Annotated in this window: 13 protein-coding genes and 1 pseudogene; 2 read left to right on the top strand and 12 right to left on the bottom strand. The window is 41.4% G+C overall.

All coding sequences use genetic code 11. The features are described 5' to 3' along the window. Window positions 1-220: 220 nt before the first annotated feature. From HC000_RS07250 to HC000_RS07240, 3 genes are all read right to left on the bottom strand, one after another. On the bottom strand, window positions 221-3,121 hold the full coding sequence (locus HC000_RS07250; RefSeq protein ID WP_218910961.1) for a DUF11 domain-containing protein: 2,901 nt from the start codon (window positions 3,119-3,121) through the stop codon (window positions 221-223). Between the two features lie 179 nt (window positions 3,122-3,300). Continuing rightward, entirely contained in the window at window positions 3,301-3,768 is a 468-nt protein-coding gene (locus HC000_RS07245) for a hypothetical protein (RefSeq protein WP_179807311.1), read from the bottom strand. A 102-nt stretch (window positions 3,769-3,870) separates the two neighbouring features. Further along, the gene (locus HC000_RS07240) at window positions 3,871-5,037 is read right to left on the bottom strand and encodes an IS256 family transposase (RefSeq protein WP_138741255.1); all 1,167 of its coding nucleotides are present in this window, start codon (window positions 5,035-5,037) and stop codon (window positions 3,871-3,873) included. A gap of 163 nt (window positions 5,038-5,200) precedes the next feature. On the opposite strand from HC000_RS07240, the pseudogene HC000_RS07235 reads away from it, so the two are divergent. After that, window positions 5,201-5,809: pseudogene (locus tag HC000_RS07235) on the top strand (tyrosine-type recombinase/integrase); the annotation flags it as partial. A 106-nt stretch (window positions 5,810-5,915) separates the two neighbouring features. Here the strand turns inward: HC000_RS07235 and HC000_RS07230 are convergent. The 3 genes from HC000_RS07230 to HC000_RS07220 form a co-directional block, all read right to left on the bottom strand. Continuing rightward, window positions 5,916-7,466 carry an IS66 family transposase gene (locus HC000_RS07230; RefSeq protein WP_055022510.1) on the bottom strand — a complete coding sequence of 517 codons (1,551 nt, stop codon included), beginning with the start codon at window positions 7,464-7,466 and terminating at the stop codon, window positions 5,916-5,918. 115 nt (window positions 7,467-7,581) lie between these two features. Continuing rightward, window positions 7,582-7,938, bottom strand: a complete 357-nt coding sequence (tnpB, locus tag HC000_RS07225) for an IS66 family insertion sequence element accessory protein TnpB (protein WP_055022509.1) — start codon at window positions 7,936-7,938, stop codon at window positions 7,582-7,584. Next, window positions 7,935-8,228: a hypothetical protein gene (locus HC000_RS07220; protein WP_055022508.1), complete on the bottom strand. Its 294-nt coding sequence runs from the start codon at window positions 8,226-8,228 to the stop codon at window positions 7,935-7,937. The genes tnpB and HC000_RS07220 overlap by 4 nt, the downstream gene beginning before the upstream one ends. Before the next feature lie 801 nt (window positions 8,229-9,029). On the opposite strand from HC000_RS07220, the gene HC000_RS07215 reads away from it, so the two are divergent. Further along, the gene (locus HC000_RS07215; RefSeq protein WP_087530931.1) at window positions 9,030-9,479 is read left to right on the top strand and encodes an antitoxin Xre/MbcA/ParS toxin-binding domain-containing protein; all 450 of its coding nucleotides are present in this window, start codon (window positions 9,030-9,032) and stop codon (window positions 9,477-9,479) included. 362 nt (window positions 9,480-9,841) lie between these two features. On the opposite strand, the gene cas6f is transcribed toward HC000_RS07215, so the two are convergent. The 6 genes from cas6f to HC000_RS07185 form a co-directional block, all read right to left on the bottom strand. Continuing rightward, window positions 9,842-10,441, bottom strand: coding sequence for a type I-F CRISPR-associated endoribonuclease Cas6/Csy4 (gene cas6f / locus HC000_RS07210; protein ID WP_087530662.1), 600 nt, complete (start codon window positions 10,439-10,441; stop codon window positions 9,842-9,844). Next, window positions 10,438-11,466: a type I-F CRISPR-associated protein Csy3 gene (gene csy3, locus HC000_RS07205; protein WP_087530663.1), complete on the bottom strand. Its 1,029-nt coding sequence runs from the start codon at window positions 11,464-11,466 to the stop codon at window positions 10,438-10,440. The genes cas6f and csy3 overlap by 4 nt, the downstream gene beginning before the upstream one ends. Next, window positions 11,466-13,517 carry a type I-F CRISPR-associated protein Csy2 gene (locus HC000_RS07200; protein WP_179807310.1) on the bottom strand — a complete coding sequence of 684 codons (2,052 nt, stop codon included), beginning with the start codon at window positions 13,515-13,517 and terminating at the stop codon, window positions 11,466-11,468. Before HC000_RS07200 ends, csy3 begins: the two co-directional genes overlap by 1 nt. A 3-nt stretch (window positions 13,518-13,520) precedes the next feature. Next, window positions 13,521-14,696 carry a TniQ family protein gene (locus HC000_RS07195; protein WP_179807309.1) on the bottom strand — a complete coding sequence of 392 codons (1,176 nt, stop codon included), beginning with the start codon at window positions 14,694-14,696 and terminating at the stop codon, window positions 13,521-13,523. 99 nt (window positions 14,697-14,795) lie between these two features. Next, on the bottom strand, window positions 14,796-16,574 hold the full coding sequence (locus HC000_RS07190) for an ATP-binding protein (RefSeq protein ID WP_179807308.1): 1,779 nt from the start codon (window positions 16,572-16,574) through the stop codon (window positions 14,796-14,798). After that, a complete protein-coding gene (locus HC000_RS07185; protein ID WP_346010167.1) occupies window positions 16,571-17,395 on the bottom strand; it encodes a hypothetical protein in 825 nt (274 codons plus the stop codon). The genes HC000_RS07190 and HC000_RS07185 overlap by 4 nt, the downstream gene beginning before the upstream one ends. Between the last annotated feature and the right edge of the window lie 187 nt (window positions 17,396-17,582).

Genomic DNA, 17,582 nt, shown 5'->3' with positions numbered 1-17,582 from the left:
TCGGTGGCGTATTTGCATCCACTGCAAAGCTTGCCAACAGCAATAAAGCATAAAACGTGTAGGTTGCTACTTTCCACATGCCTGTACCATCCAGGTAACAAAGTTATAATTTTAGTTTTTTATTTCTTATTTTTTAATAAGCTCTCGTTCCAAGAGCGCATTAAAAAATAAAGCCGTTGCACACACTGTATTCACACAGCGCGCACAACGGCTTTAAGTATTAATTAACCACTACACAGAATTGAGCTGTGGCTTGGTCACCCGAAGGCAAGTTACCTACATTCCAATTAACTTCAGGAGCTGTACCACTATTAGGTACAGCATTACCATCAGATAAACGAATTGCATCACGAGCATTCTGGAAGGTTGTAAAGGCAGTTGTTGCATCAGAAATCACAACGTTTTGCGCTGCTGCACTACCTTCGTTCACCGTTGTTAAGCGCCAAACAATGCACTGCTCTGGTAATACCGTTCCACTTGGATTTGCTTCAAACAAGTTATCAGCTGGCCAAGTTGGCGATCCACCTGCACATGCACAGCTCGTGTCAACGAAAGCTGATTTTTGCAAACGCAACTGACCAAAAATAACTTCAGAACTATCTATTGCTGTGCCTGTAACGTTGGCATTCGAAGCAGTTAGAGTAAACTGATCGATATTGCCAGCTGGTGCTGCCGCTGGAGCATACACAATTACACGTACATCTAAACGCTGTGCAGGCTCTAAGGTGATTACAGGGTTTGCACCACTATTATCAACCTCAATCTGCATAATCGTGCCAGAAGGTGAACGAGCAAATACAGTACCTGTAACTAGGTTATTAATCTGCACCCAAGCATCAGGTTCGCCATTGCCGGTGGTATCAACAAACAACTGCGTGTTGTTCGACCAACCATCGGCAGCCAAGCTATTTTGGCCTGTAATTTCAAGTGCTTCTGTTGAGTTACCAATGTTTGCGATTATGTGTGAATACGTTACATTACCGCCCGGTTGAATTTGGTTCGCACCATCCGGAGTTACATCAATATTCCGATTAGCCGTAACATCAACCGCATCAAGCTTGGTATCGGTAACAGCGCCATCAGAAGTAGAGGCAACCGTGAAAATTATCGGATACGCACCACCAATATCATCACCGTTCACACCACCCACAGCACCTGTAAACTCAGCAAGTGATTGCGATACCACTGCAGATACTTGTACAACTGCTTCATAGTGATAAACCGCGCCACCTGGCAATGCCGGTGAAGAAGAAACCGTATTCCCGGCATTTGCAGCATTGTTAATAACGCCATCGCCGTTCGAATCAATACCCAACTCACGGAAAGTTACCGACCATCCCGCAGGCAAAGTTGACTGTAAGAAAAACGATTGCGAATTACCCGAGTTGTTCGCTAAGAACAATGGGAACGTGGCTGTACCACCAACCTGTGCGGTTTCTGTCGTGATTGGTGTAGTTGCACTAAATGCATCAGCATCCACGCCAGCATCAACAAGATCAACACTATAGCTGTTTGCCAAATCCACTGTTGGAGCTGAGATTTGACCTAAAACTTCAAGTTTAGTGTTACTGGCTGGAGTGGCCGAAGGATCGTTTGCTGATGTAGCACGCATAGTCGCAACAAAAGGTCCGGTACCAGAAAATCCAGCCGGCAGTTGTGCTTTTACTTGGATACGTAAACTTGCGCCTGGAGCCAGCTCGCCAGTATCAGCACGGCCGTTACCATTGGTATCGGTTAACTGCACTGTTCCTGCTTCGTTCCAGAATGAGAACTGTGTACCCGCAGGGAACACTTGCGCACCCGCAGGAAGCGCAGTAGCGCCGGCATAAGCCGCACCTGCGTCGTTCAAAAGTTCAAAATCGATAATGTCTGTACCGTTACCATTGTTGGTAATCACGTTAGCAAAACCAACAGTAGAACCAGCACCAGCAGTATCTTGACGCGCGATATCGTTAACTGAGCCATCGTCGTCCGCTGCATCACCAGTATCCGATACATCAACCGTGTAGATTTGGCCTACAGTAGTTGTTGTGCTATTCGAAGGTACCGGATCATTTGGAGTACCACCGCCATCAGTATCACCTTGCGCAACAAACACGTTACGAATTTGTGAACCTGCACTAACTGCCGTTGGGTCAAATGATACTGTGAAAGTAATTGATACCGTAGTACCCGGAGCCATCGAAGCATTGTTGAAGAAAATACCATCAACCGCAGTTTCACCCGATATACCGTTACCGTTCATATCAATGCCCGCAGGCTCATCAACTTCGGTTAGCACAATAGTAGTAGGATCGCTTGGTATTGCCGTATCAACGCCGGCGGCATCACGGAATGTATCGCCATTAGATGCTAACAAACCATTAATTGCATTTACTTCCACAAAGCTACTATTAGTCGGAATAGTATCGAATATATTTACATTCTCAGCCGTATTCCCACCCGTATTAGCTACTTGTAAGGTATAGCGAACAGTGTTAGTGGCTGCGTTTACTACCGCTGTTTTAGTTGCAACTAAAACGGCATCCGTAGTAACCGTAACTACGTTGTTTAGGCTATCGTTACCATCAGGTGTACCATCGCTATCTGAATCATAAGTACCAGCATCGCTGTTCGTTCCGATATCGAGAACCACACCCGCACCACCGCCAACAGATTGCACAAGTATAGTGGAATCTATTTGTGTACCTAGCGTTGCTGCCGCAGGAACAGGCACAGCAAGAATCAGCTGTACTTGCTGATTTGGGTTTAACGTAACTTGAGTAACAATAGATTCGCCCGCATCTGGCAAACCATTACCGTTCTGGTCCAGATACACGCTGTAGGCTGCACCCGGAGTTGCTGCATCAGACCCAGCAAAACCAGAGAGGTTAAAGGTATCGATTGCGTTACCTGTATTTACAAGGGTATGGCTAAAGTAAACCGTTTGCCCTGGTGCACCATTCAGGTTGCTATCGTTTTCAATTGTTGCTGAATATACTTCAGCTACCGTAACAATTGATTCATTTGATTGAGCCGAGTATTGATTACCGTTAACATCCTCATAAGTAACGGTAGCTCTGTTTCGAATATCGGTTCCCGCAGGCGTAGCTGCCATTGCAGATGCTTGTGCAACAAGCATTAACAAAAGCACACCTAAAGCAAGAACAAATCTTCCAACGTGAGAGCTGTTGGACTTAAAGTTCGTCATTATTTATTTCCCTATTTTTCACGAAAGCGCTTAGCACCAAGGGCTGTTACTATTTTGAGCGAATAGAACTACCAATTCGCTCTCTAATACACACAACAAACCGTTAGCAATTAGTTCACCACTACGCGATATGTAAATACGTGTGTTTCTCCGGGTTGAATTCCAACTAAGGAATTCCACCGAATTTGAGTGTATTCATCCGCAGATATTTCTGTTTGCGTGCCAGAGCTATCTGTAACAATCAGAGGCTCAGCTGCAAAAGAAGTCCCGCCATCAATACTCACCTCAAGAGAGGTCATAATTGAAGCGCTTGCAGAGTTAGCTATATAAGTTGTTTCGGTTGGAATAGGGCCTAAAATACGCAACCCTGTTATTGGGCGTTCAGATACATTCGTGTAACGCAGCTCATATTCGATAACATCATTTGGGGAAACCGCGTTAGTTTCCTCGCGGATTTCTTCTGAATCTTCCGTTACAATGCGGTAAGTTACTAGTTCACTCTCTATATCCGCTATTGCCGCGTTCGATACACCTAATAATGCACCTGCAAGCATAAGTGTTAAAAGTATTCTGTACACACCTCTACTCCTTGATTAATTTTTCACAGTGTTGATTTTATCAACAATGAAAAGATAAAGCAACAATTCGTCTGTAATTTCCAGTTTACCCTCTGATTTCACCTATTCAGCTCCATCCATGGTCAGGTACTTTTTACCAGAGCTCCATTCGTCCGATATCTCCATAATCACCGCTGTGACTAATCTGAGGCAAGAGGCCTCGTTTGGAAATAAAGTTGCAACGCGCGTACGGCGTTTGATTTCTTTATTCACGCGCTCAAGTGCGTTGGTTGTTCTCAAACGGCGACGATGCCCCGCAGGCAAAGCTAATACAGCTAACCCTTCAGGAAGCGCCGTTTCGGCCCATACTGCGAGCTTAGGCGCGCTTTTCTCATACTTCTTACAGAGCAACTCAATGTGGCGTTTTGCTTCATCCGGTGTTTTTGCATCAAAGACACTGCGAATGTCGTCCGCCACTTGTGCTTTCATGGCCTGCTTGGGCACATAGCTTTGCGCGTTTTGTTGCAAGTGGAACTGGCAACGCTGCCACGGTACACTCGGAAATACACTCTTGCGTGCCGCTTTTAGCCCTTCATGGGCGTCGCTAACAAAGAGTTTCATGCCGTGCAGACCTCTATCTTTCAGGCTGAGCAAAAAATCTCGCCAATGGACTTCTTGCTCTGAAAGCGATACCGAGCAACCTAAAAGCTCTCGATGTCCTGATTCATTGACGCCCATCGCGACTAAAACGGCACAATCAATTACAGAGCCACCGTGTCGTACTTTCTCATAACGTGCATCAAGCACGACATACGGGAAATTGCCAAGCGGCCGCTCTCGCCATTGCTGCAAATGTACATCAAGCTCATGTGCGGCGCGACTTACCTGAGTAGAGCTGATTTCAAAACCGCACAGCTCTTCAGTCACACGTGCCACTTTACGCGTCGACACGCCTTGCACATACATTTCTGCTAATGCCAGCTTCAGCGCTTTCTCAGAGCGTAAACCTCGCTCTAAACTACTTGGATAAAAATCCGTGTCGCGGGTTTGCGGTATACTTAAATCGAGCATCCCGAATCGGCTCTGTAGCGACTTTTTCTTATAACCGTTGGCGTAACCTTGGCGCTCTTCTGAACGCTCCCAGGGGCCTGCTCCAAGGTGCCGCTCTCGCTCTAACCGCATGGCTTCATTGAGTAAAATACTGATCGCTTCGGCTGTACCGTCCAAGCCTTGCTCAATCAATAATTCCAAAACATCGCCAATCGATCTATCCTGTATATCGCAGGTCATTGTGGTTCCTCTTTCAATTTACTTTGGTCGGTAAATCAAAAGGATAAACTTTGACCTGCACCTTTTCCAGCTCAGGCGAAATTACAGAAAGAATGATGCACTAACAGTGAAAAAGATAGGATATATGTCAAAAGGCATATACAACCACTAAAACCCCATGATTTATGACTGGCTGATTGATGAACCAATTTTGGAAATTAACGCTGCCGCTGGGATCACAGCAAAAAAGGTCGGCGGTAAGAAAGGCAAACGAACTCGGGTGCTAAATGACAACGAGATCAGGATACTTTGGCGCTATTTGCACGAGTCAAAAATCACTGAGAAGAACCGCATCTACATAAAACTGCTTCTGCTATTGGGCGGTCGCAAGGGCGAACTCATTCAAGCTGAAAAGCATCACTTTGACTTGCAATCTGCAATGTGGACAGTGCCTATAGAGATCCGTAAACAAGGTGAGAAAATTGGAGCGCCAATCATGCGGCCATTGATTAGGCCTGCTATTGAGCTGATTGAACTGGCGATGCAGATGAGTAAATCAACTTACTTGTTTCCCGCGAACGGACAAGAAGAGCTTGCCACAAATGGCTTTGATACCACTATTCCTAACAATGTGAAAATCTGGGCTCGCAGATCGCTTGGTGTTGAGATGGAACATTGGTCTATGCATGATCTTCGCAGAACGATGCGAACGCGTATGTCGGCCATCACGACGCAAGAAGTTGCCGAGTTGATGATTGGCCACAGCAAAAAAGGGTTGGATGCTATCTACAACGTAAGCGTAACTAATAGCACACATTAACGGTAATTGGTTTTCTCGGGTGGATCAATTTTGTTGACCATTTAACCGGCCAAGTAATTGGCGCTAGGGCTGATCAGTTTTACTCCGTTGCCGCCGTATTAACGCTTAATGAGATATTCCAAGGTAGCAGATGGTCCAGATCATCGCCATCGCTTATCAGTGGCAATTGCTTGAACAGAGCCATGAGGTAATCCACCGGCATGAGGCCGTTGGCTTTGGCGGTTTCAACCACGCTATAGAGTATGGCGCTGGCTTGTGCACCACCGCGTGATTTTGAGAACAGCCAAGCTTTGCGGCCAATAACGAACGGTTTAATGGCGCGTTCTGCACGATTGTTGTCGATAGCGACAGCACCGTTGGCTAAATATACCTGTAACTTGCTCCATTGCCCGAGCGTGTAATGAATGGCTTTACCGAGCAGCGACTGGTTATTGACGCTAAGTGCTGACTTGTCGAGCCAGTCTTTAAGTTTATTCATGATTGGCAGCGACAGCTCTTGCCGGGCTGCATGCTTGGCTTCAATGGTGTAGTCGCGAATGCGCTGTTCAATACCATAGAGCTTTTGGATAAAACTCAACGCTTGGTCAGCTTTACCGGTTTTATTTTTGCCTTGTACGGCCTTGGCTTCAATAAACTTACGCCGTGCATGCGCCCAACAACCAGCAAGCTGTGCATCGGTTTTCTCATAGCCTTGATAACCGTCCACTTGCAACGGGCCTTGGTAGCCTTGCAAAAAGTGAACTGGATGTGAGCTGCCACGACCATCTTGGTAGTCGTACAAAACGATATTGGGTGATCCGTCGGGTTTAGGTTTGTCGGTGCCACAACCATACACCCACATGTAACACTTGGATTTATCGACATCGAGCACGTTCACCGTCGTCTCATCCGCCCACAGCATCGGTTGCTCAAGTAGTATGTCATGCATTCGCTGGTATATCGGCCTGAGCTTTTCACTCACTTTTAAGAGCCAACGGCTCATGGTTTGGCGATTCAGTTCAATACCGAACTGCTTAAATAAGGCTTCTTGGCGATAAAGCGGTAAGCCAAACTGGAACTTGGCGCTGATAATTTGTGCAAGTAAGCTTGGGCTGGCAATGCTCTTTGGTAAAATGCTTAGCGGCACCGGTGCGATTTTAATGGTCGTTTCAGTGCCGTGCTTTTCACATAAGCGGCAGCTGTATTTCGGCCGCACGTGGCGCAGCACTTTAATGGTCGCCGGAATAAATTCAAGCTCTTCGCTGGTTTCTTCACCCATACGGTGCAAGTCATGGCCACAGCAATCGCAGACTTTATCTTCGTCAGGAATATCGTGAAGCACGTCTTCACGCGGCAATGAAGCATCAATGCTTGGCCGGCGTGTTTTCTTACGCGTGTAAGTAATGGTTGCGTCAGCGGCGATTTCATCTACTTCAGGTTCAAGCAATGCTTCAAGTTCGTTAAACAACGAGCCTTGACCAGGTAAACTTTCCGTACTCGCGGCAAAGCGCTTTTGTAGCGATAATTGCCATTGCTCCATCATGTGGCGTAGCTTTTGCTGTAACCCTTGATTTTCAGATTGCAGTTTGAGAACCATTTTTTTCAGGCTCTCAACATCATCTGGGAGTGGCTTTTTATCGTGTGTTTTCATGGGGCACATTATACCCCATCTACCTGCTGTAATCCGCTATTTTAAAGGGTTCTCTTAGACCGATTGGTGTTCGATCATCAGCTGTTATGCAGGATCCTTATAAGGCAATTTAGGATCATATTGTGCTGCTAAAATGCAGCGGTTGATGGCCTTTCATGAGCGTAATATCAAGGCCTTCAAGTAGCCATTGCCACTGTTGTGGTGACAGGTTTAACACACTACCGTTGAGCTTACGCGGCCATTTAAACTTGTTTTTCTCAAGGCGTTTGTACCACAAGCAAAAACCGGTTTTATCCCAGTACAGTGCTTTGACTTTGTCGCGCTGGCGATTACAAAATACAAACAGCGCACCGCTAAACACCGGCAGCTCCATTTCGGCTTCGACAATGGCACTGAGGCCATTGATACTTTTCCGAAAATCAACCGGCTGCTTATACAAATAAATCGCCGAAGGTTCTACGAACATTTTCATGCAGCAAGCGACTTCACTAACTGCGCCAACCAATGTGGCTCAACGTGCAGCGGCAAGGTAAGTGCTAGGCCGCCATAATTTAGCGTCAGTGAATGATGGTTCGTCTGCATCACTTGTTGCGCTTGCACAAAACCGTTATCGTTTTGTTCGAGCAGCTCACGACGACGCTTGCTAAAGTATGCTGGGTTTAAATCTCGTTCTGTACAAAATGCTGCTTGGGTTTGACCGCTTTGCTCAAATGCTTCGAACAGCTCAAGCCACTGAGCATGGCTGCGATGGGTACGACTCATAAATCACCTCGTTAGTTGAAACGTGGTGATAAATTAGGCCATCTGCAAAAACATGCCTAGGTGTGGTTGCTGTTACGGTTACACAGAAATTAGGGAAATTAAATTAATAGAAAACCTTCCTTCTACTTTCACTTTATAATGAATATCTATTTTCATTCGCGTGCTCATTAATATTGATAGTGCCCCAACCGCAGTGTAATCTTAAATTGCCGTAAAAGATTGGCGGTTAGAACGTGGCATCCATGCCATTTTACTATCGTTGATTTTCAACCAGGCCTCGTGCCTGGTTACCTTCATTTTTTATGTTTCTTTGATACTAACAAAATTTTTTAACTATCTGCGGCGCTGAAAAAATTAACCTGTCGCCTTAGTTCCGCTTAATCATAATTTAACGCATAGCACTTTTACGAATAAGCAAAAGGTGAGTATTTATTAAAATAATTGCCGGTGTATCTACCATTTCACATTAAAAACAGGTGCGGCGGCACTCTAGGTTACACTGTCGTATTAACCTAGAGGCCTTGCCATGTAAGCGCTAATAACGAATTGCACACGGGAAAGTTACACGCGTGATGTGAACGGTACTTTTGAACGGACTCGATAAAGTTATTGAATAAACAGGTCTGATAAACACAGCCGTACGTATTGCTATCTGTGCGTTGCTAATTTAGAAAAGTCCCTGACACGTTTCTGTCCAAAAACGAGCTTAACCGACCGTCTGCTTCTCGCTCTAACCCGACTATCAGCTGGATAGTAGAGGTGCTATTATTAAATATAACCTTTTCTGGCTTTGAGGTATCTATGCCTAGTGATATTCAACTTAGTGCTAATCATAAATTTGTAGATATACTTAGCAATGGAAAAGTTAATTTAAGCTCAAACCCTTTAGATGAAATTGAATTAATTCAGCGTGGTTTAGATATAAAAAGTGTTGAGAAATTTAGGCTTGAGTTACGTTGGGATATTCAATCCTTTGCTAAAGCAATTGGTACAAATACTAGAATTTTCGAACGTCATAAAAAAGAGCATAAACGTTTAAATGCAACTTTGAGCGAAAATACCTTTGAGTTGGCTCATTTAGCATCAACTTGTATTGATTACTTTGAAAATATTGAACGATGGAATAAATGGCTAAATACATGCTCCTTACAATTTAGCTCTAAAACACCTTTAACATTTGTAAATACAATTGCGGGTAGAAGGTTAATTAGGAACGTTGTTAATAGCCTTAAACACGGTTATAACGCTTAAAAAGACCCCAGCGTTTGCTGAGGTCTTTTTATTTACCCTCTGCCTTTTCGGCAGTTAAAAGTTACAATTTGTGGTTGTTTACTTCCCGGCCTAACTTCAGCTGCCTACTCGGCAGTTCACGATTTGCGTAAAGAAGCATTAGTTAACTTAGAATTTCCAGCTGCCTACTCGGCAGTTCACCATCGTAATGAACGACCAGACCACATTCAAAAATTTCCAGCTGCCTACTCGGCAGTTCACTATAAATAATAGTACGTATTACCTTAAATACCAAACTGTTAAGTGATTTTTATATGATCTACACTTACTTTTACCTATAAGTTTAAGCTATTGAAAAAACTATGAATATTTTATAACTACTTTTAAAGGGCCTTTAAAGAAGCAACCGTGCCTTGAAATGTTTGATTTGTAGCAAAGCCATAATTGTTAAAATGATTATTTATGGGTTCAGCTTTTTCAATTTTTTGTATATGCAGAACATAACTTTGGCCACTGCCTTTGCTTGATACGGGTATTGAATGAAAGTGGCCTATGTCCTTTGCCTCAAATTTATATTCAGGATTGTAAACCTCGCCTCTGGCTTCAGCTCGTTTTTTAGCGCGCTTTAACCGTCTTTGCTTTTCGCCAACAAATGCTTTGGCTACTGATTGGTTGCGAACAAACATGACTTCGCTTTGGTTTACTGGTACTTCGAGTATTTTTGATAAGCCAAATAACTTATCATGAGCCATCATCTCAAAATAGCTTTGCTGAGATAGATTGATTAATTGCTTCTTATCTGTCGATACAAACGCTACTTCATTACCTATTGTTTGCTCATTCCATTTAGGAAAGCACACACCAATATTACTTATTTCGCGTGAACTCATAAACCCATGCAAAATACCAATACAACGCCCAGCAAGAAGGCTTACATCACAATTTTTAGGTAAATAAGTAATAGTAAAATAATAGCGCTTCAACCTTTACTCCTTTGAAACAAGCCACCTTTGATCAGCACTGCCGCAATAAAGTGAACTGCGTCTGATTCTTCACCTTGCTCTAAACCATGCTTTTCCATGTGTTTAATATGCAAAGCAATGCGCGGGAGTAATGAATAAAAGTCTGAATGGCTCTTAGGTGTTCTGTGTGCAACTAATATTTGCTTATCTGCGCCATACTCGTGAGTGCGTAAAGGTTTGTAGCCTCCCTCGTACCAATCATCGATAGTTTGGATAGCCGCCCCTACTTTTTGTGAGTTTAAACTTGCTGCTTTTTTATCGCCCACTTGGGTGTACGCAAGTTGTTTAGATGACATGCCCTGTTCAACAGCATCTACAAACTTTTGACTTGGGTGAACCTCCTGGCTAAATGCATTTTTAATCTTTGCGGTTATATCTAAATAACAATAATTTTGAGGGCTGCTAAGCCCTTCTTGAATAGCTTCTGATAGTGTTATTAGTGCTGTTTGATTATTTTTCCAATTGCCCTGCCACTTTAGCTTTTGTGCACCCTCAACGATTATTGGGTCTAAATGTTCTGTGAGGATTTCAATATCAACATTTGGTGATTGGCGGTTGCGCCAAAGCCAGTTGCCCATCAGTATATTTTTAGCATAGCGAGTCGCAACTTCATTAAGGCCATTGTGCTTTTTATAGGTTTCAAAAAAACGTTTTAACCAATAAATAACTTTAGGGTCATCACAAACATGAGGCTCAATACTATTGGCCTCAACCCTGAGTGAAAAACGACAAAACAGCTCATTTACTGTTGGGGGCACGTAACACACATCAATTGTTTGTGGGTTACCAAAAGCGAAATCTTGTGGCGCTAAATTTTTAGCCACATTTTGCTTTTGATACGCATCGCCAAACCCTGACTTTTGCCCAACTAATTTATTTTGCTCTATTTGTAGCGGTTCAAAGTCAGACTCTGGTGTTTTATAAAAAAACACCGCTTTACTGGGTGAGAGCGAACGCGTGTAACTTAAGTGCCGAGGTAATTGCATTATTCATACTCAAACTTAGACTTTTTCATAAGCATAGACTCTTTTTGAACATCCATAACCCAAAATGCGTCATGAAAGAACTGCTTAGCCCCTGCGTACTTTACTGATGTATTGCTAACACACTCTAAAAGCCCAATTACGGGCTCAGCATAACAATGGTATTCATGTAATGCTGCATCTCGCTTTACGGGTTCTTCAAGCGCAGCAAAGCCAATTGCAGCAGGTCTTAAATTAAAGTTACCGTTAAGGGCATCAATCAATTGTTCAAAACTTTTGACTACTTTTTTTGAAGGGTACAACCAACTGCCATTTAACGATTTTGTCTTTATATTTTTATACAGCTCACTTGGTTTAGTATATAAATGGCACCAGTCAATATTTTGATATAACGAAGGTGGATGCATAGTGCCGCCTGCAAACGTAGATGGTAGTGCGGGCTTTATAAGCTGACTATTTAACTTATCTAACAGCTCAGTATTTGGTACAAAAAGCCTAAATATTAAATCGAGTGTTATATCGCATTTAGGTTTATCAATAATACCTGACCTTATTACATGACTACGCCCTGCAACTTGTTTTAACTTGCTTGGCTCAGGTAATGGTTTACCTTTATGTAGTTGATAGTTTTCAATGTAAATAGCACTGCCAATACACTTAATTGAAGGGTCTATAAAGTTTTTTAGCTTACGCTCAAAATTATGAGCAAGCCCATTTAAAGCTGTAAGTGACGGCATGCCTTGAATATATGGGTTAGCCATTGCCTCGGCATCAAACACTCGCATATCTTGGCAATGTACATACACTATTTGCTCATCATTTAATATTTCTTCTTGAGTTGTACAATGAGTAAACACATAGTTTAACTGCGTTTTAAACAACCCCATTAAATTAGGGTGATATGCAAAGCGTTTGAGCTTACTTAAAGTACCTAGGCTCTCATTTAGTATGTTACTAAATTGGCTAATACAGTTAGTAATACTCTGATCTAAGTAATGCTTTGCCCACTCAGGGTAAGCTTGGTTTTGCGCGTTATTTTTAGCTTCAAGAATGTTATCAAGCCATAACTGCAAACTAACACGTACCTGCCTAATAGCCGCTACTCGCGCTAATCGCTTTTGCCTTAACGTATTAAACTGCTTAATACCAACCAACACCAAGAGTGCATGCTGAAATTGATTACTTAATAGCGCACGAATTTTAAATGTTTTTTCAATATCATTATTGGCTACTTTTGAGCGGTTAATAGCCTTTGAATATGTTTTAGGGGAGTAGCGCAACACTCTAATATTACCACCTACTGAGCTTGCTAAATCGCCAACATTGGCTGGCCTTGAGTGCTCAACTAAACCAAAGTTTAACTTACGTTCTGTTGTTAATTGCTGAATTTTAGCTAGCATTGCGTGGCTAACTACAGGCGTAACCGCAAGGTAGCTTTGCTGGAGTGGCATTTGTAGTTGTGGTGAAAAAGAACTTACTTCTAATGGGAGCTCTACCACTGGCAACTGCTGTTTTATTTTACCCGAGATTTCTAAAACCGACTTTTTAGCAAACCCGTATGCTCTTATTAAATTAATCCAAACATGCTTTTCATTAATTAACAGCCTTGCTAAACAAGTCACTTCACCTTGCCAAATAAATGAGGTTAAAAATAGCTTTGCATGATTAATTTCAGCACTGTTGTGCGACCAGCCAAAACTTAAAGGTAATGACCGGCTGCAAATACCCGCAATATCTTCACTTACAACCTCACTAATTAAACGTTGATGGCTTACGCGTATATCGGGGTATTTTAAGTTATGAGTATGAAACCATTTAACTTCGTTAATGCACTTACTCAGTAACACTTCATCGCGTAATACACTTTTAGCGGTTCTTGTACTTGTTAGATCATCAATTTCACTGCGCTTATAAACTAGGTTAATGAGTACAGTCAGCGCTTGTTCTTCAAATCCATCTACCACAACATGAGGCGTGTATGGCGCAAACAACTTTCTTAGTATTGTGGTTTTTTCTTTTAATGGTTCAATTGCAAATGCATCTTGTAAGTTCATAAGTTACCACGGCGCTATAAATTGTTTTTTTGTTTGAGGCTTTTCTGCTGCGAATGCTTGCTGTAGTTCAATCACTTGGCGTAAATAAAAAACATGGCTATCAGCTCTGAGCTGTTCGTGCTTTTTTTGTGGATAAGCGCAGTTTAAAAAGCCTTCTTGATGAAGCCTGTAAACTTGCTCTGTAGTGGTGTTTAATAATACTGCGGCATCAAAAGTACAAAGCAGTAAATCTGCAATATTTGGATGTTTAGCTTTAGGATTACTACCAACTAATTCGACAAAGTAATTAATAATCTCATCAAGAACTTTGTTTTTACGGTTACTTGTTGCAGCTATTTGACCATCACGGATCACCCTGCCATACACAGAGTTAAACTTAGTTTTATTAAAAGGGTTAAGTTGTTTGAGCCGCGCATTATTTGTGAGTAAATCTAGTTCAGCTGTAAAGCCATCAGGCCAAGTACTAAAGTAATCAACAAAAGCTCGATTAAAGTCAGCATCGCTTACATCAAGTTGCTTAACCTTCGCAAACCACGGTATCAACCCCACTATTTTTTGGCTGTTACTACTTGCAAGCGCAAATGCAATTTTAAAGTCTGCATCGTTTAACTGTTCACTACTGGTTGGTTTATAACCACAACCACACTCTAAAAACGCCTCAGAAGCTCTATAATCAATTAAGTTATGACATTCTCTACATTGTGAGGTTAATTGTGTTTTATGCTTATGGCACGTTTTATAGGGCTTTAAATGCCAATAAAAAGGAATATATGAAGACTCCTCTAAGCATTCAATGCAAACAGGTATGTTATTAGTGCGAAGTAGTTCAAGGGGGATTGTCAGTTCACTACGGCTTACTGCTGCTAGGTTGCCAAATTTAAAGTTACTGCGCCGCCATGCAAGTGCAAGAATATCACCAGCGTTTACATCTGCTAATTGAGCTACTAACTTAAGCGCTCTTATTCTAAAGCTGCTCGCTTGCCTAGCATGATAAACATCAACCTTACTCAGCTCTAACGGCAAAGCACCTTCAAGCTCATGATCTTGCTCTACAAGCCATTGCCATAAAATATCAGCAAGCTCACTATAGCCATCGTATGAGTTATCCCTTGCAAGCCTTAGCAAATAGCTTTCAATTGCTTCATCAGCATAAGGTTTTGTTTGAACTAAAAAATGCATCGCCAACCTAAACTAAGAAAATCTTAGTTTAGGTTTAGATTAGCTTTTACTGTCAGTCAAACTTTACTTGAGTAAATAGATGAAATTTACTTAACAGGTTTAACTCCATAGCTCTCCAATATTAATATCATCACTGTCAGGCCTAGAGCCTTCGGCAACTTCGTTGAATTGAACAACCATAGGAATATCAAATGAAGTTCCAGTAATTACAGCACAACCTTTCGCTAAATTAGGAATCATCTGCCTTGAAAGATCATCTAAAGAACTAATTGTGTTTTCAAGCAACTTAAGATCTCTATCATTAACCAGTCTATGAATGAAGAAATTATGTAATTGAGACATTACTGTTGGCGAAATATCAGCAGGCCTTTGGCTAGATAATGTCAGAAAGAAACCAAACTTGCGTCCTTCTTTAATAATTTCTTCGAACAACTCTAATCTATAATCTTTCCAGCTTTCACTTTCCCTAGTGGACTGCATGGACAAAACATTGTGAGCTTCGTCAATTATCATATGGAACGTTTGTTGCTTCGAATTTTGGTTAATTACCTGCTGCTTGTGAGAACTGTAGTAGAACTTAGCAAGTAATAACGGTAAAACTTTTTTGATTTCTTGATTGGTTTTTCTTAATGATAGTATTGTTAACAACTTAGGTTGAGGCTGCTCAGTAACCACGTTAAAAACTCGATCTAAGGAAGTTAAAGAAGCCTCTACTCTTTTCAATAAAGGCTGTATATGATCGAATTGAACATACCCACTCACAAGGTCTGAAAGCAACTGAGTATTTATTCTAAGTTTTAATTCATTAAAGGGCGTCAATTGGCTAATGCTAACACTATCAATTTTATTTTTACAATGGGTTACATAAGCTGGATCTGATTCACCACCACTGAGAAATTTATGTGCAGCTTTGCTGGGAAAATATAACTTGCCATCCTTTCCATGCCATCCCATTTGATTTGCCAATTGCTCTAAATCGACAGATTTTACGAGCTTTGCTATTTCATATATTAAATCAACAAACTCTTTCTTATGTGCCGTGCTTATAAGGGCTTTTTTGAGTACTTTCTTTACGTAGCTTTCTAAGCTCATGCTATTAGTTTGAAACCGAGCACGGCCAGATACTATACGTTTTAAGAATGGCTTTTGAGTATTCTCAGTGGCCTTAAACAAAATACCAAATAACTCTTCATCCCAAAAAGCTTCACTAGTTAATGGGAACTTGTCACCATCGTCACTACGAGTATCAAGCTGGTATACTTGTTTATGTTCTCGGTTAGCTATTAACTGGTTATTGGTATATTCACCATTAAAGTCAATTACTACAAAGTGACTTTTACCTATAATTTTGTCGAGCTTGTTACTAAAAAGGGTTGTGTAAAGATTTGTTAGTGTATTTGATTTTCCGCTTCCTGTGTTCCCAAAAACACCTAAATGAGTATTAAACAGCTTTTCCCATGGTAATGACACTGGAATTTCTTCCGTGAGCGTTTCACCTACGATAAAATTGTAATCAGATCTACCAAATATTTTTTTTACTTGATCGTCACTCATCAAATAAGCAATATCCCGTATCATAGGCAGGTGTTTAATTCCTTCAAAGAATTTATCTGATTGAAAATATCCTATGGGAACTAGCTCTACTTTCCGAATGTAGTAATTGCTTTCTTCACTTTTAAATCTCTCATCTAAGTATTCACCTTGAACTCGAGCCACCACATCTTTGAACCCTCGGCGAATCAGCACAAACTCTTGAATCGAGACACCATTGAATTTCACACCATCATAGAAAAGTGTTTCTTTATTAGATTCTTCATACAGCTCTATAACGATGTTAGTGCCCTTTACCGAAATAACTTCACCAATAGCTATACTCATAATTCTCCGCCATTTAAAGGGAGCACTGGGGGTGGAATAGGTTCTACCGTATTTTGCTGTTTTGGTTTATGTTTATAATTATTTAAGGTGAACTTAGTATCATTAAAATTAGTGAAGTTAAGGAGGCTTTCATCAGAACAAATATAGCCAACATTTGGATAATCTTTAAACTTATCTTGCATAAGGTTTAGCTCTGCATTGTCAAAGCACGATATGTACATCGTTAGAGAAGGATTAGAAAGTGAACGAAGTATCAGGCTTAAAATATGTTCGTCGGCAAATGAAAAGCCAAAAGTAATCAGAACAGAGTTAGGCCGTTCTAACTCGTAACTTAGGTGTCTCAAAATTTGATAGTATGCTTCTTCAAATACCGTCTCGTGAAACTTCCATTTTGTTGGGTTAACTATTGGGATACTTTCATATTTTTCCCAAAACTCTTTAGGTTTCAACTTAGATAGGTCTTCCGAGGATAAAAACCTATCTATATCGAGTATTGTTTTATTTTTATCATACAAAATATCTTTGAAGGCATTTATGATATCAAGTTCTTTTTGTTCAAAATGAATTCTGTAGTTACTCTGACCATAATTAAGTTTGATTTCACTATCTTTTTGTGCTTTTTCCCAATGAACAGAACCATGTGCGTGAAGTAGGTTTATTTGTGGTAGAAGGGTATCATGGCGTTCAAAAACTCCTTTATTAACAACCCTATGATTGAAGTTTCTCGTATGAAAAGTACGTGTCTGAAAACCAACGCTTCCATCATTAACTACAAATAAAGCATTGCGCTCTGATAACAATTCTTCACTTGCTGTTTCCAAGCAATTATCATAATTCGTTGTGAATATATTAGCTCTGCATATTCCGGAGCATCGTGAACAGTGATTCCGGCCCATCGTGAACACCCGTTCTGGTTTTAGCGTGAACGCTTATTCCGGTTTTATCGTGAACACTTTTGACTGATTTTCCGGAATCGGTGTTCACACCAAACCAGTACAATTTCAACGC

The organism is Pseudoalteromonas sp. MIP2626 (assembly GCF_013414205.1).
GTDB lineage: Bacteria > Pseudomonadota > Gammaproteobacteria > Enterobacterales > Alteromonadaceae > Pseudoalteromonas > Pseudoalteromonas nigrifaciens.
Note: the sequence above shows the minus strand (reverse complement) of the source record. Positions and strands in the feature narration are given on the sequence as shown.